This is a genomic window from Roseovarius sp. A-2 (genome assembly GCF_002072155.1).
GTDB lineage: Bacteria > Pseudomonadota > Alphaproteobacteria > Rhodobacterales > Rhodobacteraceae > Roseovarius.
Genome location: NZ_BDIY01000007.1, coordinates 111,402 through 131,121, shown reverse-complemented (window position 1 = coordinate 131,121; position 19,720 = coordinate 111,402). Strand labels below are relative to the sequence as shown.

The 19,720-nt window shown below is 63.1% G+C and carries 17 protein-coding genes; 7 read left to right on the top strand and 10 right to left on the bottom strand.

What is annotated here, in order from left to right:
* Nucleotide 1: 1 nt before the first annotated feature.
* The 6 genes from BHD06_RS10710 to BHD06_RS10685 form a co-directional block, all read right to left on the bottom strand.
* The gene (locus BHD06_RS10710; RefSeq protein WP_080457051.1) at nt 2-442 is read right to left on the bottom strand and encodes a paraquat-inducible protein A; all 441 of its coding nucleotides are present in this window, start codon (nt 440-442) and stop codon (nt 2-4) included.
* Nucleotides 443-526: 84 nt separating this feature from the next.
* Complete coding sequence (locus tag BHD06_RS10705) at nt 527-1,273, bottom strand: ABC transporter ATP-binding protein (RefSeq protein WP_080457009.1); 747 nt, start codon at nt 1,271-1,273, stop codon at nt 527-529.
* Nucleotides 1,270-2,055, bottom strand: coding sequence for an ABC transporter permease (locus BHD06_RS10700; protein WP_080457008.1), 786 nt, complete (start codon nt 2,053-2,055; stop codon nt 1,270-1,272). Before BHD06_RS10700 ends, BHD06_RS10705 begins: the two co-directional genes overlap by 4 nt.
* Nucleotides 2,052-3,089, bottom strand: coding sequence for an alanine racemase (gene alr, locus BHD06_RS10695; protein WP_080457007.1), 1,038 nt, complete (start codon nt 3,087-3,089; stop codon nt 2,052-2,054). Before alr ends, BHD06_RS10700 begins: the two co-directional genes overlap by 4 nt.
* Before the next feature lie 146 nt (nt 3,090-3,235).
* Nucleotides 3,236-3,349 carry an entericidin EcnA/B family protein gene (locus BHD06_RS10690; protein ID WP_139784696.1) on the bottom strand — a complete coding sequence of 38 codons (114 nt, stop codon included), beginning with the start codon at nt 3,347-3,349 and terminating at the stop codon, nt 3,236-3,238.
* A gap of 27 nt (nt 3,350-3,376) precedes the next feature.
* The gene (locus BHD06_RS10685; protein ID WP_080457006.1) at nt 3,377-5,206 is read right to left on the bottom strand and encodes an extracellular solute-binding protein; all 1,830 of its coding nucleotides are present in this window, start codon (nt 5,204-5,206) and stop codon (nt 3,377-3,379) included.
* A gap of 283 nt (nt 5,207-5,489) precedes the next feature.
* Between BHD06_RS10685 and BHD06_RS10680 the strand changes: the two genes are divergently transcribed.
* The 3 genes from BHD06_RS10680 (at nt 5,490) to lon (ending at nt 10,492) form a co-directional block, all read left to right on the top strand.
* Nucleotides 5,490-6,263, top strand: a complete 774-nt coding sequence (locus BHD06_RS10680; RefSeq protein ID WP_080457005.1) for a 3-hydroxybutyrate dehydrogenase — start codon at nt 5,490-5,492, stop codon at nt 6,261-6,263.
* A gap of 335 nt (nt 6,264-6,598) precedes the next feature.
* Nucleotides 6,599-7,834 carry an acyl-CoA dehydrogenase family protein gene (locus BHD06_RS10675; protein WP_080457049.1) on the top strand — a complete coding sequence of 412 codons (1,236 nt, stop codon included), beginning with the start codon at nt 6,599-6,601 and terminating at the stop codon, nt 7,832-7,834.
* 246 nt (nt 7,835-8,080) lie between these two features.
* Nucleotides 8,081-10,492, top strand: coding sequence for an endopeptidase La (lon, locus tag BHD06_RS10670; protein ID WP_080457004.1), 2,412 nt, complete (start codon nt 8,081-8,083; stop codon nt 10,490-10,492).
* Nucleotides 10,493-10,606: 114 nt separating this feature from the next.
* On the opposite strand, the gene BHD06_RS10665 is transcribed toward lon, so the two are convergent.
* The gene (locus BHD06_RS10665; protein WP_080457003.1) at nt 10,607-11,002 is read right to left on the bottom strand and encodes a DUF6524 family protein; all 396 of its coding nucleotides are present in this window, start codon (nt 11,000-11,002) and stop codon (nt 10,607-10,609) included.
* A gap of 149 nt (nt 11,003-11,151) precedes the next feature.
* On the opposite strand from BHD06_RS10665, the gene BHD06_RS10660 reads away from it, so the two are divergent.
* Both BHD06_RS10660 and BHD06_RS10655 read left to right on the top strand, forming a co-directional pair.
* Nucleotides 11,152-12,447: an adenylosuccinate synthase gene (locus BHD06_RS10660; RefSeq protein ID WP_080457002.1), complete on the top strand. Its 1,296-nt coding sequence runs from the start codon at nt 11,152-11,154 to the stop codon at nt 12,445-12,447.
* 9 nt (nt 12,448-12,456) lie between these two features.
* The gene (locus BHD06_RS10655) at nt 12,457-12,678 is read left to right on the top strand and encodes a DUF2842 domain-containing protein (RefSeq protein ID WP_080457001.1); all 222 of its coding nucleotides are present in this window, start codon (nt 12,457-12,459) and stop codon (nt 12,676-12,678) included.
* A 74-nt stretch (nt 12,679-12,752) separates the two neighbouring features.
* On the opposite strand, the gene BHD06_RS10650 is transcribed toward BHD06_RS10655, so the two are convergent.
* The gene (locus BHD06_RS10650) at nt 12,753-15,161 is read right to left on the bottom strand and encodes an FAD-dependent oxidoreductase (protein WP_080457000.1); all 2,409 of its coding nucleotides are present in this window, start codon (nt 15,159-15,161) and stop codon (nt 12,753-12,755) included.
* 299 nt (nt 15,162-15,460) lie between these two features.
* Here BHD06_RS10650 and BHD06_RS10645 point away from each other — a divergent pair, with 299 nt between their 5' ends.
* Nucleotides 15,461-17,887 carry an FAD-dependent oxidoreductase gene (locus BHD06_RS10645; protein WP_080456999.1) on the top strand — a complete coding sequence of 809 codons (2,427 nt, stop codon included), beginning with the start codon at nt 15,461-15,463 and terminating at the stop codon, nt 17,885-17,887.
* A gap of 268 nt (nt 17,888-18,155) precedes the next feature.
* Here BHD06_RS10645 and BHD06_RS10640 read toward each other — a convergent pair whose 3' ends face one another.
* Entirely contained in the window at nt 18,156-18,407 is a 252-nt protein-coding gene (locus BHD06_RS10640) for a hypothetical protein (protein WP_080456998.1), read from the bottom strand.
* A gap of 12 nt (nt 18,408-18,419) precedes the next feature.
* Nucleotides 18,420-19,073 carry an alpha/beta hydrolase gene (locus tag BHD06_RS10635; protein WP_080456997.1) on the bottom strand — a complete coding sequence of 218 codons (654 nt, stop codon included), beginning with the start codon at nt 19,071-19,073 and terminating at the stop codon, nt 18,420-18,422.
* A gap of 159 nt (nt 19,074-19,232) precedes the next feature.
* On the opposite strand from BHD06_RS10635, the gene BHD06_RS10630 reads away from it, so the two are divergent.
* Entirely contained in the window at nt 19,233-19,694 is a 462-nt protein-coding gene (locus BHD06_RS10630; protein ID WP_080456996.1) for an Rrf2 family transcriptional regulator, read from the top strand.
* Nucleotides 19,695-19,720 lie beyond the last annotated feature (26 nt).

Here is a 19,720-nt window from a genome sequence, read left to right as displayed (position 1 = left end):
TTCAGGTGGCGCGCGGCGCTTTGTTCGCCAGATGGCCAAAGGCGATCGAGGCCAGCACGCAGACGGAAAAGAGATAGAGCCCCCAGGCTACCTCGACCCGCGCCAGTCCGACGCCCTTGACCACGATTACATAGAGCGCGATCAGAAACACGTCGGCCATCGCCAGCTTGCCCAGCAGATGCAGCGTGGGCAGGGCACGCGGGGCCAGCAGGTCGAACTGCACCAGCGCCAACCCGATGGTCTTGAGATAGGGCGCGAAGAGCGCAAAGAAGGTGACCAGCAGGGCCAGGACGACGTCGCTCTGCCATAGCGCCTGCAACCCGGAGACGATGCTGATTTCACTAAGGCCGAAGAGCGGCAGGGCAATCCCGGCGCGCAGAAGCGGCGCGAACCATGCGACGGGAAAGAGGATCAGAAGGAAGAGATTGGCGTATTTCAGCATGTTATGCGCCATACCGCCGAGGCTCCGCGCAAAAATCTTGCAAGATTTTTGCCAAGAATTTTCGAAAATTCTTGGCGCGGGACGTCACCGGACCGCCTCGATCGGGCCGTCGGCGCGACCGTGGATGAACTGGTCAAGGTATGGATCGCCCGAATTGTCCATCTCGGCCACCGGGCCGGTCCACTGTATTACCCCATCATGCAGCATCGCGACATTATCGGCGATGGCGCGCACGCTGGTCATGTCATGGGTGATGGTCATCGCCGTCGCGCCCATCTCGACCACGATCTCACGGATCAGTTCGTTGATCACGCCCGACATGATCGGATCGAGGCCCGTCGTTGGCTCGTCGAAAAAGATGATTTCTGGTTCTGCCGCGATGGCGCGGGCAAGGCCCACACGCTTTTGCATGCCGCCTGAGAGTTCCGCCGGGAACTTGTCGGCCACGTCGGGTTTCAACCCGACCCGGCGCAGTTTCTCCACTGCGATCTCGCGCGCCTCGGTGCGGGGCCGCTTGAGTGAGCCGCGCAGCAGGCGGAAGGCGACATTCTGCCAGACGGGGAGCGAATCGAACAGCGCGCCACCCTGGAACAGCATGCCGAACCGCGCGAGAAAGGCGTCGCGGTCGCCGGTGGTGACGTCCTTGCCGTCCAGCGTGATCGATCCGCTGTCCTGCCGGATGAGCCCCAGAACGCACTTGAGCGCCACCGATTTACCAGTGCCAGATCCACCGATGATCACCATGGAGGAGCCCGACTCGATGGTCAGGTTCACGCCCTGCAGGACGCGGTTCTCGCCAAAGGCCTTATGGACGTCGCGCAGTTCGATCATGCCGAAAAGAACACCTCTGTCAGGATATAGTTGGAGGCCAGAATCAGCACGCTTGCCGCGACCACCGCCGTCTTGGTGGCGCGCCCGACGCCCTGCGCGCCGCGGCCCGAGTTCATCCCGTAATAACAGCCCATCAGCGCCACGATAAAGCCAAAGACCGCGCCCTTGATCATGCCGGAGACGACATCCCATGTCTCGAGGAAGTCAATCGTGTTGTGCAGGTAGGTCGCCGCGCCGAAATCGAGCCGTCCGACGCCCACCAGAAACCCGCCCATGATGCCGATCACGTCGCCCACGCCCACGAGCAGCGGCACGGCGAGGGTGGCGGCCAGCACGCGGGGCAGGGTGAGGTATTTCATCGGATTGGTGGAAAGGGTGGTGAGCGCGTCGATCTGCTCGGTCACTTTCATCGTGCCGATCTCGGCGGCGATGGAGGAGGCCACGCGCGCGGCCACCATGAGGCCGCCCAGCACCGGGCCAAGCTCTCGGGTCAGGCCGATGGCGACGATCGAGGGCACCACGGTTTCGGCGTTGAAGCGCGCGCCGCCGGCGTAGATCTGCAGCGCCAGCGCGCCGCCGGTGAAAAGCGCGGTCATGCCCACTACGGGCAGGGACAGCCAGCCGATTTGCACCAGCGCATGGCCAAATTCGCGCCAGTAGAAAGGAGGCCGCGCCAGATGGCTGACCGCGTCCGAGGCGTAGAGCGTGATCCGTCCCACGCTCGCCAGTCCCGCCAGCACCATGCGTCCGATGGACGCCAGAAAGCCCAGGATAAAACTCATCCGCCGATATAGCGCCGCATGTAACGCGCCCCCAGTAAGGTCAGGATTTCATAGCCGATGGTTCCCGCATTATCCGCCAGCACGTCGATGCCCTGATGCGGCCCCAGCAGTTGCAGATGGGACGGATCATATCCGAGATGGGTAATGTCGATGCCGATCAGATCCATCGAGATGCGGCCCGTGATGGGGCAGGGGGTGTCGCCGTCCCAGAGGCTGGTTTTCGGCCCCACGGCGCGCAGGATGCCGTCGGCATACCCCGCCGCGCCTGTGGCAATGCGCATGGGGCGCGGGGCGGTGAAGTCGCAGCCATAGCCCACCGTCTCGCCCGGCGCGATGTCGCGGCACTGGATCACCGGAATGTCGAGCGTCACCACCGGGCGCGCGTCGGTGTAAGGCCGTCCGCCATAGAGCCCGATACCCGGACGGGCGAGGTCGAAATGATAGTCGGAGCCCAGCAGGACGCCGCCGGTATTGGCGAAACAGCGCGGCACATCGGTGTCGTCGGTCATCGCGCGGAAAGCGGCCAGTTGCTGCGCGTTCATCGCCTGATCGGGCTCATCGGCGCAGGCCAGGTGGCTCATCAGCATGACCGGGTTCTGCGCGAGCGCGATCTGGCGCACCGCCTGCCATTCCGTGGGCTCCATTCCAAGCCGGTTCATGCCGCTGTCCAGCTGCACGCCGAAGGGGTGGCCCGGCAGCGCCTCGGCATGGCGGATCATCTGATCGAGCGAATTGATCATCGGGATCAGGTCCATGTCGCGGATCATGTCCGCATCGCCCGGCATGTGCCCGGAAAAGACGTAGATCGCTACATCGGGGCCAAGCGCCCGCCGCAGGGTCACGCCCTCTTCGGCGATGGCCACGAAAAAATGCAGCGCACCCGCGCGCGCCAAAACGCGCGCTACCCGCTCGACCCCAAGCCCGTAGGCATCGGCCTTGACCACGGCGGCGGTCTCGCCGCCGGTCATGGCATCAAGGGCGCGCCAGTTGGCGGCGATGGCATCAAGGTCGATAGTCAGGGTCGCGCTGCTCATGCGGGCGGTTTTGACAGGATGCGCGGGGGCGTCAAGGGGAAAGGCGTGCGGTCTGTCGCCGAACCCCGCACAGCAAAGACCATTCCTGCGCCGCCACAGGCGGGCAGGGGCCAAAACACCCTCGGTCCTGTTGCTGAAAGCCGCGCTCAGAACCAGCTCTGAACGCCGCGCGCAGCACCCGATATGTCACGTCCCACACCGTCGACGGTGGCACAGCCTGCCAGCGCGGCGATGAGGACAAGCGCAATCAGTTTTCGCATGCTCCTGCCTATGGTTGTTGCCTGTTTTTATTCTTCTGCCTCGAACCACCAGACCTCGGGGAGGAACCCTATTCCGTCCCCGTAAATCGGCAATCTGTCGCGAGGATACTTCAACTGCGCCTTATGGGCAATACGGCCGACGCTGTATTGGTGGATCGGGATTACGTAGCGCCCCGCCGTCAATATCCGGTCAAGTGCGCGCGTGGCGGCGACGAATTCCTCGCGGTCGCGCGCGCCCAGCATGGTGCGGATCATCGTCTCTGCCGCCTCGGAGCGCATGCCCATCAGGTTGCGACTGCCGGGATCGTCCACCCCTTCGGAGCCCCAGTAATACATCTGTTCGTTGCCGGGGCTGAGCGACAGCGACCTGCGCATCATCGTCAGGTCGAAATCATACTGCGCCTCGCGCTCGGCATATTGCGCCTTGTCCACCGTCTCGACCTCAAGCGTGATCCCCAGCCGATCAAGCGCGCGGGCATAGATATCCATCATTGCGCTGGCCTGCGCGATCAACCCGTCCTGCTGCAAGAGCACCGTCAGGCGCAGCGGTGCACCTTCGGCGTTCACCAGCCGCCCGTCCTCGACCCGCCAGCCTGCCTGCGTCAAAAGCTGCATCGCGCGGCGCAGCGCGGTGCGATTGCGCGCGGTGCCGTCGCCCTCTGGCAGGCTGTAACCCTCCAGCGTGCCGGGGGGCAGGGTGTCGGCGTAAGGCTCCAGTAAAGCGCGCACGCGGCCTGTGGCGGGGCCGTGATCCATGCCCAGTTCGGAATTGGAGAAATACGAGGTAATGCGCGGCTGTCGCCCGCCGGTGAGCGTGTCGTTGATATAGTCGAAATTGAACGCGGTGATCAGCGCCTCGCGAACGCGCCAGTCATCCAACGGGGCACGGCGGGTGTTCATAACGAAGCCGGTCATGCCCGAGGGTTTCTGATGCGGGATCTCCGATTTTACGATTTCGCCGCGCTGCACGGCGGGAAAATCGTATTCCTCGGCCCAGGCCTCGGCGTTGAATTCTCGGACATAGCTGATGATTCCGGCCTTGAACGCCTCTTTCAGCACGGTGTCGTCGCCGAAAAACTCGATCCGGATCTCGTCGAAATTGCTGGTGCCGCGCCGAAAGGGCAGGTCGCGGCCCCAATAGTCTGGGTTGCGGCGCAGGGTGACGTGGCGGTTCACCTCGTAATCCTCGATGACATAGGGTCCGGTGCCAATCGGGATATCGTCGATCCCCGCCTCGGCGATGTCGCGGCCCTGCCACTGCGCCTTTTGCAGGATCGGGCGCAGACCGGCCAGAAGGGCGAGTTCGCGGTCCGCCTCGGTGAACTCAAGGCGCAGGCTGCGCGGCCCGGTCTGCGCGATGCGGCCCACCTTGGACCAGAAGCCGCGATAGCGCGGGTGGCCCTTGCTGCCCAGGATCTCAAAGGACCAGATCACATCTTCGACCGTCACCGGGCTGCCGTCGGAGAATCGGGCGTCCTCGCGCAGGGTGAACTCGACCCATGTGCGGGCCTCGTCCGTATCGACCGATTCGGCCAGAAGCCCGTAAAGCGTGAATGGCTCGTCCCAGGATCGCCCCATGAGGGTCTCATGCGTCAGATGCGCTAGTTGCCAGGGTGGGCTGCCGCGCAGGATGAACGGGTTGAGCGAATCAAAGCCGCCGACATTGCCAGTGACCACGCGGCCACCCTTGGGGGCATCCGGGTTGGCATAGGGCAGGGACACAAAATCAGGTGGCAGGACGGGGGTGCCATACATAGCTATGCCATGCGCGGGTTGCGACAGTGCCTGTGTGGCCGCCCCTGCAAGGATTATCGCGCAGAGGGCCCCCCGTATTTTGTGGAAAAATTCTGATCCCATTTTGGCGACAATCCTCAATGATCCTTGTTTATCAGACGCTGAGGGTAGAGGCGGATTCACGTCTTTTCAAACTTTTAGCTTGGACTGCGGCGCAGGATTGCTTATAACGGATGCACTGCTCGATAGGTTTCTTGCCTGTATGAAACCTGCCTCAATAACTTGACGCCCGCCTCGTGCGGGCGTTTTTTTTGGCCCGCTCGCCCCCTCGTGATCCTCATTCCCCGTGCAATTTGCAGATGCGGCACATATGCTGCGCGTGCATTCTAAACAAGGGAGAACGCGCATGAGCGTCAAAGGCAAAACCGCAGTCATCACCGGATCGAATTCCGGTATCGGTCTGGGCATCGCGTGGGAACTGGCGCGCGCGGGGGTCAATGTGGTGCTGAACTCCTTTACCGATTCGGATGAGGATCACGCGCTGGCCAAAAAGATCGCCGACGAGACCGGCACGAAAACGCGCTACATTCAGGCCGACATGTCCGATGGCGACCAGTGCCGCGCGCTGATCGAACAGGCCGGGACCTGCGATATCCTGATCAACAACGCGGGCATCCAGCACGTCGCCCCAATCGACGAGTTTCCGGCAGACAAGTGGAACGCGATCATCGCGATCAACCTCAACTCGGCCTATCACACCACCGCCGCCGCGCTGCCCATGATGCGCAAGGCGGGCTGGGGCCGGGTGGTCAACATCGCCTCGGCGCATGGTCTGACCGCGAGCCCCTACAAATCGGCCTATGTGGCGGCCAAGCACGGCATCGTCGGCATGACCAAGGTGGTGGCGCTGGAAACCGCGAAAGAGCCGATCACCGCGAATGCGATCTGCCCGGGCTACGTGCTGACTCCGCTGGTCGAATCGCAGATCCCCGACACGATGGAGAAATACGGCATGGACCGCGACGAGGTGATCGAGAAGGTCATGCTGGAGCGTCAGCCATCGAAGGAGTTTGCCACCACAGAGCAACTGGGCGGCACGGCGCTGTTCCTGTGTTCCGACGCAGCGGCGCAGATCACCGGAACGACGATCAGCGTCGATGGCGGCTGGACTGCGCTCTGAGTAATCGCGGGGGCCCGGTTGGGCTTTGCTTTGAGATCAGGCGACCGCCGCGCGGCGGCCACCTGATTTACTATTGCTTACCGTACTGAAAACAGATCACTCTTTAAATCACTCACGTCACTAAATGCGCGGGTCGCTCGCGGTGCGGCGAAGCGTGACCGGCGCAAGAGTAGATAACACCTGTAATGTGGCGGAATTTGGCACGGGCACGGGTAAGGTTTTGTCATTTGGCCGGGTTCGCCCGCCTGTGATTGCGCGCCACCACAGGCATGTCGCGCAGAGGTTGCAAGGCTCTGCCCTGGACCGCGATACGCAGTAGACCAATGGAGACGGGCATGCAGATGAACCTTGGAATGCGGGCCGAGATTCGTGCGCTGCTGGAACGCGTTGAGGCAGTGGTGCGCGACGAGATCATGCCGCTGGAGGCCGAGTATCACGCCGAGGTGGGCCAAGGCGACCGTTGGACCTACACCCCCCGCCAGGCCGAGATTCTCGAAGGTCTGAAGGCGCGCGCCAAGGCTGAGGGGCTGTGGAATTTCTGGCTGACCGACAGCGCGCGCGGCTTTGGCCTGACTACGGTCGAATATGCCTATTTCGCCGAAGCGATGGGGCGCACGCCAATGGGTGCGGAGGTGTTCAACTGCAACGCCCCCGATACCGGCAATATGGAAGTGTTCGAGCGTTACGGTACCGAGGCGATGAAGGCCCAGTGGCTGGTGCCGCTGCTGGAGGGAGAGATCCGCAGCGCTTACCTCATGACCGAGCCGGAGGTCGCCAGTTCTGATGCGACCAACATTGCCATGTCCTGCGTGCGCGACGGCGATCACTACGTGCTGAACGGCCAGAAATGGTGGGCCACCGGGGCAGGTGATCCGCGGTGCCGGGTTTACATCGTGATGGTCCGGACGGGGGGTGATGACCTGCCCAAACATCAGCGTCATTCGATGATCGTCGTGCCCGCCGACACGCCCGGCATCAAGAAGCTGCGCCCGATGGAGGTCTACGGCCATGACGACGCGCCGCACGGTCATATGCATTTCAAGTTCGATAATGTGCGCGTACCCGCCCGAAACATGCTGTTGGGCGAAGGTCGCGGGTTCGAGATCGCGCAGGGACGTCTCGGGCCGGGCCGCATACATCATTGCATGCGAGCGATAGGGCAGGCCGAGGCCGCGCTAGAGATGATGTGCAAACGCAGCATCGCGCGCGAGGCGTTCGGCAAGCCGCTGGCGCAGCTGGGGGCGAATTACGACATCATCGCCGAATGCCGGATGGAAATCGAGCAGGCGCGGCTTTTGTGTCTCAAGGCCGCGTGGGTGATGGATCAGGGTGACGCGCGCGCCGCGGCGCCGTGGATCAGCCAGATCAAGGTGGTGGCCCCGCGGGTAGCGCTCAGGGTGATCGACGAGGCGGTGCAGATGTTCGGGGCACAAGGCATTTCACAGGATGTGCCGCTGGCCTCGATGTGGACCCATGTGCGCACATTACGGCTGGCCGACGGGCCGGACGCGGTGCATCGCCGCCAGGTGGCCCGCGCGGAACTGCGCAAGCACACGCAGGCGCGGGTGTGACGCAGGGATCAGCCGCGTGCAGACAGCCGCCGCGCGAAAACCCGGATCCGTCGCGTTTGGCGCAGCGGAATGCCTCAAACCCGGCGGATTCGCCGCTTGCCCCCACCGGCGTGGCGGGGCATTCTGCGCCACATCCGTTGAAACGGGGCCGGGTCTGCCCCAAGTAAGACCCAAGCGAAACGGAGAGGGCCGGGGCTGCCGCGAAGCCGGGGCCGGTGTCCTCTTGCCAAGAACAGGAAAACGAGCATGCAAGACCCACTCAACGCATCCTATCCCGTGCTGCCGCTGCGAGATATCGTGGTGTTTCCACACATGATCGTGCCGCTTTTCGTGGGGCGCGACAAGTCGGTGCGCGCGCTGGAGGAGGTGATGCAGGACGACAAGCAGATCCTGTTGTCGAGCCAGATCGACCCTGCCGATGACGACCCCGCAGAAGGCGATATCTACCGCGTCGGCGTGCTGGCCAATGTGCTGCAATTGCTGAAATTGCCCGACGGCACCGTCAAGGTGCTGGTCGAGGGCGTGGCGCGGGTGCGCATCACCGAGTACCTGGAGAATGACGATTTCTTCGAAGCGCGCGCCGAATATGTGAACGAGACGCCCGGTGACGCGACCACCATCGAGGCGCTGCTGCGCAGCGTCGGCGACGAGTTCGCACGCTACGCCAAGGTCAAGAAGAACATCCCCGACGAGGCGCTGGCCGCTGTGACGGATTCCGACGAGGCGGCGAAGCTGGCTGATCTTGTGGCCGGGCATCTGGGCATCGAGGTCGATCGCAAGCAGGACCTGCTGGAGACGCTGAGCGTAAGCGAGCGGCTGGAGAAGGTTTACGGCCTGATGCAGGGCGAGATGAGCGTTTTGCAGGTCGAGAAGAAGATCAAGACGCGCGTGAAATCCCAGATGGAGCGGACGCAGCGCGAGTATTACCTGAATGAGCAGATGAAGGCCATTCAGAAGGAACTGGGCGATGGCGAGGACGGCGAAGGCGAGATTGCCGAACTGGAAGAGCGCATCGCCAACACCAAGCTGAGCAAAGAGGCCAAAGACAAGGCCGCGGCCGAACTCAAGAAGCTCAAGAACATGAGCCCGATGAGCGCCGAGGCCACCGTGGTGCGCAATTACCTCGACTGGATGCTGGGTATTCCGTGGGGCGTGAAAAGCCGCGTGAAGAAGGACCTGCACAAGGCACAAAACATTCTCGATGCCGATCACTACGGGCTGGAGAAGGTCAAGGAACGGATCGTCGAATACTTGGCGGTGCAGCAACGCAGCAAAAAGCTGAAAGGCCCGATCATGTGCCTTGTCGGCCCGCCGGGCGTGGGCAAGACGAGCCTCGGAAAATCCGTGGCGCGATCAACGGGGCGTGAGTTCATCCGTATTTCGCTGGGCGGCGTGCGCGACGAGAGCGAGATCCGTGGTCACCGCCGGACCTATATCGGCTCGATGCCGGGCAAGATCATCCAGGCGCTGAAGAAGGCCAAGACCACAAATCCGCTGATTCTGCTCGATGAGATCGACAAGATGGGGCAGGATTTCCGGGGGGATCCGGCGAGCGCGATGCTCGAGGTGCTGGACCCGGAACAGAACTCGACCTTCGTCGATCACTACCTCGAGGTGGAATACGACCTGTCGAACGTGATGTTCCTGACCACGGCCAACAGCTACAACATGCCAGGCCCGCTTTTGGACCGGATGGAGATCATTCCGCTGGCAGGCTATACCGAGGATGAAAAGCGCGAGATTGCCAAGCAGCATCTGCTCGACAAGCAAATCAAGAACAATGGCCTGAAGAAGGGCGAGTTCGAGCTGACCGACGCGGCGCTGACAGATATCGTGCGTTACTACACCCGTGAGGCCGGGGTGCGGAACCTGGAACGCGAGATCGCCAAGATCGCGCGCAAGGCGGTGACACGCATCATCAAGGGCGAGGACAAGGCGATCACCGTGACGCCCGAGAACCTTGAAGATTTCCTTGGGGTGCGGAAATACAAGTTCGGTCTGGCCGAAGAGAGCGATCAGGTCGGCGTGGTCACCGGGCTGGCCTATACCTCGGTGGGGGGCGAGCTGTTGAATATCGAGGCGTTGCGCCTGCCGGGCAAGGGCCGGATGAAGACGACCGGCACACTTGGCGACGTGATGAAGGAATCGATCGACGCCGCGTCAAGCTATGTCCGCTCGGTTGCGCCCGAAATCGGGGTTAAACCGCCAAAGTTCGAGAAGTGGGACATCCACGTCCACGTGCCCGAAGGGGCGACGCCCAAGGACGGGCCGTCGGCCGGTCTGGCGATGGTGACTTCGATCGTATCCGTCTTGACCGGCATCCCGGTGCGCAAGGATATCGCCATGACCGGCGAGGTCACGCTGCGCGGCAACGCGCTGCCCATCGGCGGGCTCAAGGAGAAACTGCTGGCGGCGCTGCGGGGCGGGATCAAGACGGTGCTTATCCCGCGCGACAACGAGAAGGACCTGACCGAGATTCCCGACAACGTGAAGGAGGGGCTCGATATCATTCCGGTCGATCATGTTCGCGATGTGCTGAAACTGGCGCTGACGCGCACGCCCGAGCCGGTGGACTGGGACGAGGAAGCCGAAGAGGCCGCCGCCGCCGAGACGGCGCTCAAATCCGGCAATGAAGGCCGGGGAGCGGTTGCCCACTGAGAGAGATGAAAATGCCCCGGATCATGTCCGGGGCATTCTTTTGACCGGGATCAGTTGTGCCAGGTCAGTTGTGTGAGGACCGTGTGTTCAATCGGGCCTTATCGGCCGCGCGCCCTATTCATCCACATCATCCATATCCGCCTGACCCGAAAGTCTTCGGCGCACGTGGCTCCAGCTTAGCCCGATGCCGAGCACCAGCGACAGCGCCACGAGCGCCAGCCAGACATTGAGCGTCGGATCGTCGAAGCTGATCAGTCCGAAATCGTGCAGCACCCAGATCAACGATGCCGCGATCGCCAGAACCAGCCCCATTCCGACCCCGCCGATGGAGCGCAGCGTGGCGCGCAGGTATATGATGTAACCCACCATCAGCAGCAGCCCAAGCAGCACAGTGAGCGGCAGTTGCGTGCTGACATTCGCCCGTGCCCAGCTGATGAAATTCAGCTCAGTCGGGTTGAAGGTCGACGCCAAAAGCCCAAAGGCCACCACCCACCTTGCCAGAAATCCCATGTCTTATACCCCCATCGCCCAATACCTTGCCAAGATGTGCCGCAGGGCGCGCGGGCTGTCCAGTGGGTCGTCACCATTTAGCTGTTTCGCCCGGGGCCGCGCACCGTTATACCGGCGTGCGGTTTGGACCAAATGCCGAGGGGTAAATCATGGCAAATGTCGTCGTCGTCGGGGCCCAGTGGGGGGACGAGGGAAAAGGCAAGATCGTGGACTGGCTGAGCGAGCGCGCCGATGTGATCGCGCGGTTTCAGGGTGGCCACAACGCGGGCCATACCCTCGTGATCGACGGCAAGGTCTACAAGCTCAACGCGCTGCCTTCGGGCGTAGTGCGAGGCGGTAAGCTGAGCGTGATCGGCAATGGCGTGGTGCTCGACCCGTGGCATCTGATGAATGAGGTCGCGCAGATCCGCGAGCAAGGGGTGGAGATCACGCCCGAGACGCTGATGATCGCCGAGAACACACCGCTGATCCTGCCGATTCACGGCGAATTGGACCGGGCCCGCGAAGAGGCGGCGAGCAAGGGCACCAAGATCGGCACCACCGGGCGCGGCATCGGCCCCGCCTATGAGGACAAGGTGGGCCGCCGCGCAGTGCGGGTGGCCGATCTGGCCGATGAGGAGACTCTGATCGCACGGGTTGACCGGGCGTTGCAGCATCACGATCCGCTGCGCCGGGGACTGGGGATCGAGGCGGTGGACCGCGAGGCACTGATTGCGCAGCTGATCGAGATCGCACCGCAGATCCTGCCCTATGCCGCACCGGTCTGGAAGGTGCTCAACGAGCAGCGCCGGGCGGGCAAGCGCATCCTGTTCGAGGGCGCGCAGGGCGCGCTGCTGGATATTGATTTCGGCACCTACCCCTTTGTCACCTCGTCGAATGTGATTGCGGGACAGGCGGCGACGGGTGTCGGGATCGGGCCGGGTTCGATCGATTACGTGCTGGGCATCGTCAAGGCCTATACCACCCGTGTGGGCGAGGGGCCGTTCCCGACCGAGTTGCAAGACGCCGATGGTCAGCGGCTGGGTGAGCGCGGGCATGAATTCGGCACGGTGACCGGGCGGCAGCGGCGCTGCGGTTGGTTCGATGCCTGCCTGGTGCGGCAGACCTGCGTCACGAGCGGCGTGAACGGCATTTCCTTCACCAAGCTCGACGTGCTCGACGGGTTCGAGACGCTCAAGATCTGTGTGGGCTATGATCTTGACGGCAAGCGGCTGGATTACCTGCCGATTGCCGCCGAGGAACAGGCCCGCTGCACGCCCGTCTACGAAGAACTGCCGGGCTGGACAGACTCGACCGAAGGCGCACGCAGCTGGGCCGATCTGCCCGCCAACGCGATCAAATACGTGCGCCGCGTCGAAGAGTTGATCGACTGCCCCGTAGCACTACTCTCCACCTCACCGGAACGCGAGGACACCATCCTGGTGACCGACCCGTTCGCGGATTGAGGAGGCGCAATGCTCAGCTACAAGGCCCGGAAACGCTGGTCGCTGGTGGTGCTATTGGTGGGTTTGCCCGCCTACATCGTGACCGCCGTGACCATCGTGAACTGGATCGACCGGCCATCTTTCTGGATCGAACTGCTGGTCTATGTGGGGCTGGGATTCATCTGGATCGCGCCGCTCAAGCGGCTGTTCCTCGGCGTGGGACAAGCCGATCCAGACGAGACAAAAGATTAACTTTGCCATTCATCGTTCTGAAAATACTCAAATAAACCCCGGCTCGATTCTTCATCTGCGCCGGGGTTGTGCGCTTAGCCCCGCATCCGCGTCCCGTCCGCATCAAAGAGCGGTTCGGTGATGAGCCGAGCGGCGCGGCGGTGTCCGAGGATTTCGATCTCGGCCTCCAGCCCGCCCTGCGCGTGTTCGGTCGGAATGAGGGCAAGGGCGATGGATTTGCCCGTATGATGCGAATAGCCGCCCGAGGTACAGAACCCGCGCACCGCGCCCTCAATCCAGACCGGTTCATAGCTGTTCACGTCGGCATCCTCGGCCTCTACCTCAAAAGCGACGAGCGCGCGCGCGGCCCCTTGGGTGCGTTCGGCCTCTGCCGCCGCGCGGCCGATGAAATCGGTGTTTTTCTTCCACGCGATGAACCGGTCCATCCCGGTCTCGCCGGGGGTGTAATCGGGTGAGAATTCACGCAGCCACGCACCGAAGAACCGGTCAAGCCGCAGCGACATCATCGCGCGCATGCCAAAGGGCCGCATGCCGTGCTTTCGCCCCTCGGACCACAGCACATCCCACAGCGCGCGTTGCGCCATCGGGTCGCAATAGATCTCGTATCCCAGATCGCCGGTATAGCTGACGCGCTGCACGAGGCAATCGACCATGCCGAGCACGGCGGGACGGATATCCATGAATTTCATGTCCGCGAGCCTGTCACGGGTGCAGGCGATGAGCACCTCGCGCGCCTTTGGTCCTGCGATCTGAAATCCGTTCAGCCGGTCGGAGATGTTTTCGACCCTAACGTCCCTGGCCCCGTTCTGGTCGAACCAGCGCATGTGGAAGGCCTGCGCGCCGTAGGAGGCGGTGAGCTGGAAGGTCTCGTCGTTGAGGCAGGACACGGTGAAATCGCCCCAGAGCCGCCCCTTGGGCGACAGCATCGGCGTGAGCGAGAGCCGCCCCGGTTTGGGGATGCGGCCCGCCATGATCCGGTCGAGCCAGTCGCGGGCACCAGTGCCGCTGACGAGGTATTTGCCGAAATTGTGGACCTCGTTGATGCCGACGGCCTCGCGCACCGCTTTCACCTCGCGCGCGGTGGCCTCCCAGGCGTTTGAGCGGCGAAACGACGGAGTCTCGTATCGCGGTTCATCGCCGGTGGCAAAGTAATTGACCACCTCAAGCCCGTATTGCGCGCCCCAGACCGCGCCCATGTCGTCAAAGACATCATACATTGGCGTCTGACGGAAGGGGCGGGCGGCGGGCAGTTCCTCGTTCGGGTAGGAGACGGAGAATCTTTTCTGATAGTTTTCAATGACTTTCGGACGCGTATAGCCCGGGCTGATCCAGTCGCCGAAGCGGGCCACGTCCATCGCCGTCACGTCGCGTTCACATTCCCCTTCGGTCATCCACTGCGCCAGCATGAGGCCGACGCCGCCGCCCTGGGAAAAGCCCGCCATCACGCCGCAGGCCGACCAGTAGCCGCGCAGACCGGGGATGGGGCCGACCAGCGGGTTGCCGTCGGGGGCGAAGGTGAAGGGGCCGTGAATGACCGATTTCACGCCAGCTTTCTCCAGCACCGGAAAGCGACGATAGGCAAATTCGATGCTGGCCTCGATCTTGTCGAGGTTGTCAGGCAGCAGTTCATGGCCGAAATCCCAAGGCGTGCCGTCCACCGCCCAGGGTTTGCAGGGCTGCTCGTAGAAGCCGATACACAGCCCGCGCCCTTCCTGCCGCAGATAGCTTTCGCCCGCCGGATCCATCACGTGGGGGTGTTCGGAGTCGCGGTCGTATATTGTCGGTATTTCGTCGGTGACGATATACTGGTGCTCCATCGGGTGCAGCGGCAGGTAGACGCCCGCCATAGCCCCGACCTCGCGCGCCCAGAGGCCGCCCGCGTTGACCACGTGTTCGGTGTGGATGGTGCCCTTGTCCGTCACCACGTCCCAAGTGCCGTCGGGGCGCTGATTGGTTTCTTGCACCATGCAATGGGTTTCGATCTGCGCGCCGCCCATGCGCGCGGCCTTGGCATAGGCATGAGTGGTGCCAGACGGGTCGAGATGGCCGTCAAGCGGGTCATAAAGCCCGCCGATGATGCCTTCGATGTTGGTAACGGGGGCAATTTCACGGATTTCATCGGGCGTGACGATCGCGGTTTCGAGGCCCATGTAGCGATGCTTGGCGCGCTCGGCGAGCAGCATGTCGAAGCGGTCGCGATTGTCGGCGAGCGTCACGCCGCCGACGTGATGCAGTCCGCAGGACATGCCGGTGATCTCTTCGAGTTCCTTGTAAAGCCGGATGGTGTAGCCCTGAAGCGCGGCCATGTTCGTGTCGCCATTGAGCGTGTGAAATCCGCCCGCCGCATGCCAGGTGGAGCCGGAGGTGAGTTCCGAGCGTTCCAGCAGCATGACATCGGACCAGCCCAGCTTGGTCAGGTGATAGAGCACGGAACAGCCGACGACGCCGCCGCCGATCACGACCACACGGGTGCTGGTTTTCATGGATGCGGCCTCCTCGCTGATGCTGCGCCCAGATTTGAGGCCGCGCCACCGCGCCGCATGCCGGTTTGCGACAGGATGTGTCGTTTTTCTTGGGTGTCTGTGTCTTTCGATGCAGGGCGGCTGCGCCGCGCTGCATTTGTCGGGATGAGGGGCGCTGCCCCTCAAACTCCCCGGAGTACTTGAGCCGTAAAGAAACAGCGGGGCCGTGTATCACCGCGACAGAACGTGTCGGAAACGGGCAATCGCGCTAAGACTGCGCGCTTCAGGGTGGAGGGCGAGAAAAAAATGAAGGGCACCCCATGAAGACCCATGCACAGGCTGTCGTGATCGGCGGCGGCGTTATCGGATGTTCGATCCTCTATCACTTGGCCAAGCTGGGTTGGAGCGATGTCGTCCTGCTGGAACGCGACGAGTTGACGAGCGGCAGCACATGGCATGCAGCGGCCAATATTCATGGGTTGCATGACAGCGCCAATATCAGCCGCCTGCAGCATTACACGATGAATTTGTATAACGCGCTGGAGGAGGAGACCGGGCAAAGCTGCGGGGTATTTCAGCCGGGGTCACTCTATCTGGCGCAGACCGAGAACCGGGCGCATCAGTTGCGGTTGCAGGCCGCGAAGGCCAAGCTTTACGGAATGAATTTCCACGAGATTTCCCGGGACGAGGCCGAGCGGCTGCACCCGTTGGTTGAATTCGACGGCATCCGCTGCATCATGTATGAGCCCGATGGCGGCAATGTTGATCCTTCGGGCGTGACCAATGCCTATGCGGTAGGGGCGCGGCAGCGGGGGGCGGAGATCCATCGCTTCACCCCGGTTATGGCGACAGTGCCGCAACCCGACGGGACATGGATCGTCGAGACGCCCAAGGGCAATATTCACACCCCTTGGGTGATCAATGCAGCGGGCCTCTGGGGCCGTGAGGTGGCGAAGCTGGCTGGGATCGACCTGCCCTTGCAGCCGACCGAACACCAGTATTTCGTGACCGAGACGATCGCGGAAATCGCCGGGATGGACCGGCGGCTGCCCTCGGTCGCGGACCGGGATGGGGAGTATTACCTGCGGCAGGAGGGTAAGGGCCTGCTGATCGGGGCCTATGAGCGTGACATGCGGTTCTGGGCGGAAGATGGCACGCCGCTCGATTTCGCGCATGACCTCTTTCCCGACGATCTGGAGCGGATCGAGGAGAACATGATGCGCGCCATCGACCGGGTTCCGGTGGTGGGCGAGGCAGGCATCAAGCGGGTCATCAACGGCCCGATGATCTGGTCGCCCGATGCCAATGTGATCCTTGGGCCGGTGCCGGAGTTGAAGGGTTATTTCTGCTGTAACGGGATTATTCCCGGATTCAGCCAATCGGCGGGCATGGGCTGGATGGTGGCGGAATGGCTGGTGCATGGCGAGATGAAATACGACATGTTCGCCTGGGATATCGCGCGGTTCGGGCTGTGGGCCAATGACCGGGCGTTCGTCAAGGCGAAGGTGCGCGATCAATACGCGCATCGCTTTGCCATCCATTACCCAAATGAAGAGCGCGCGGTGGGGCGGCCCTTGCGGATGCGGCCCGCCTACGGGATGCAGAAGGACATGGGTGCGGTCTTTGGCCTCAACTATGGCTGGGAGCATCCTTTGTGGTTCGCCGATGAGCCGGGGGTGGTCGATACCAACGGTTTCACCCGGCAGAACTGGTGGGGGCCGGTGGGCGCCGAGGCCCGCATGCTGCGCGAGCGGGCGGGCATCATCGACATCTCGAATTTCGCCAAGTATCGGGTCAAGGGGCCGGGGGCGGAGGATTGGCTCAACGCCGTTTTCGCCAACCGGATGCCGAAAGCTGTGGGCCGGTCGTGCCTGACGCCGCTGATTGGCGTGCGCGGCGGGATTGCCGGGGATGCGACGGTGACGCGGTTGGGCGAAGAGGAGTTCCTGGTGATCTCCTCGGGCATGGCGGAGCGTTATCACAAGCGGTTCTTCGATGCCGTGCCACTGCCGGAAGGGACCGTGTTCGAGAGCCTGACCGAGGCGGTTTGCGGCTTCAACGTGGCGGGGCCACGCTCGCGCGAGATGTTGCAGCGACTGACCAATGCGTCGCTGGCCACGGAGGATTTTGCGTTCATGGCAAGTCAACAGATCGAGATCGCGGGGGTGACGTGCGTGGCGCTGCGGGTGAGTTTCACCGGCGATCTGGGCTGGGAGTTGCATTGTGCGGCCGAGGATCAGACGCGGCTCTACTCCGCGTTGATCGAGGCGGGGCGCGAAATGGGTGCCGGGCCGGTCGGCAGCCGCGCGCTGATGAGCCTGCGGATCGAGAAGGGCTATGGATCATGGTCGCGCGAATACAGCCCCGAATACTGGCCGCAGGAGGCCGGGCTGGCGGGGCTGTGCAAGATGGACAAGGATTTCCTGAACAAGCAGGCGCTGGAGCGGGTGATCGGTGAGGCGCCGCGCGAGCGGCTGGTGCTGCTGGCGCTGGACGAGGAGGATGTGAGTGCCTCGAACGCCGATGCGACGGGCGGCGAGCCGATCTTCAAGGATGGCGTGGGGGTGGGGCGCGTGACGTCCGGGGCTTACGGCTATGGCGTGGGGATGAGCCTGGCGCTTGGATATGTGAAGGGCGATGCCGGCCCCGGTGATGCGGTGGAGGTGATGGTGCTGGGCCAGCCACACCGCGCGCGTATCCTGCACGCGCCGCCGTTCGATCCGGAGGGGGGGCGGCTCAGGGCGTGAGAGGCGGACACGGGGGGTGTGTTTGACCTGAAGCTGCCGTTGGCCCTTATGCCTCTGCGCGGAATCAAGGCCGTAAGGCCGCCGCGCATCGCCGTGCCGCCCCCCGGCGCGGCGATTTGGCTACAACCTGCTCTGCGCTCTGATGCTTTTCGGGTTTGGCTGAGATAAAGCGCTACAAAGCGGACGTTGGATCGCCACACCGCGGCACGACGATGCGCGGCTCAGTCCAACGACCGCTCAAGGCCAAAAAATCGCGACGCTCGACCGTTCAGCCGTCGGCCTTGCCGGCGGCCGCCTCTTTCTCGGCCTTGAACTTCTTGAGCTTGGTCATCAACACCGCGCGCGCCTTGATATTGGCGCGGCGCACGCGGACGGCTGCAAGGAACGCCTCTTCGGCGGTCTGCGAGGTGGCCCCGAGCACCTGTTGAATATCGGAGACGAGATCTTCGTTGCCGGTGGCCTCGATCGCCTTGATCACGTCGCGGGCCAGCTCATCCGCGAGGTCCTCGGTGATACCCATCGGTGCAAGCCCTCAGCGCGTCGTTTCGGTCAGGCGGCGTTTGACATAGGTCGAGACCGTGTCGATCATGCCGTCCATATACGGTTCCTTGAAGAAATGGTCGGCACCCTCGACCTCTTCATGGGTGATGGTGATGCCCTGCTGCTCGTGCAGTTTGCCAACCAGCGACGTGGTATCCGCCGGAGGGGCCACGCGGTCACTGCTGCCGTTGATGATCAGACCCGAGGCAGGGCAGGGGGCGAGAAAGCTGAAATCATACATGTTGGCGGGGGGCGAGACCGAGATGAAGCCGGTGATCTCGGGGCGGCGCATCAGAAGCTGCATGCCGATCCACGCGCCAAACGAAAAGCCCGCGACCCAGCAATGCTTGGAATTGTTGTTCATCGATTGCAGGTAATCCAGCGCCGAGGCGGCATCGGAAAGCTCGCCCACGCCCTGATCGTATTCGCCCTGGGACCGCCCGACGCCGCGAAAGTTGAAGCGCAGCACCGTAAAGCCCATGTTGTAGAAGGCGTAATGCAGGTTGTAGACGACCTTGTTGTTCATCGTGCCGCCGAATTGCGGATGCGGGTGCAGCACGATCGCGATCGGTGCGTCCTTGTCGGCTTGCGGATGGTAGCGGCCTTCGAGACGGCCTTCGGGGCCGGGAAAGATTACCTCGGGCATAGGGTCCCTTTTGTCCTTGTTGCGGGGGTTGGCGAAAATCTTGACGAATTCGCTTAGCCACCTTAGAACGTTTCTAAATTACGGTCAGTGCCAGACTGGCTCAGAGCGAGATAAGCCCTGCGTCGCGCAAGGTCAATCTGTTCGCGAGGGGAGAGGCCCATGAAACTCAGCACCAAGGGGCGTTACGCGATGGTGGCGCTGGTCGATATCGCGCTGCAGCCCGTCGGCGAAGTGGTCACCCTGGGCGAGGTGTCGCGACGGCAGGATATCTCGTTGCCCTATCTCGAACAGCTTTTCGTCAAGCTGCGGCGCGCGGAACTGGTGACCTCGGTGCGCGGCCCTGGCGGTGGCTACCGGCTGGCACGACCCGCGACGGAAATCCGGGTGGCCGATGTGCTGGCGGCGGTCGATGAGACGGTCGATGCGCTGCATAAAGGTGCCGGTGCCTCGGGCGGGGCGAGCGGGTCGCGCGCGCAATCCATGGCAAACCGGCTGTGGGAAGGGTTGAGCGCGCAGGTCTATGTGTTCCTGCACCAGACACGGCTGAGCGATGTGGCGGGCAATTCGCTGGCCCCGTGCCCGGCGGTGCCGCATCTTTTCTCGGTGGTGGACGAGGACTGAGACCGGGCGACAGGTGGGGGCCAGCC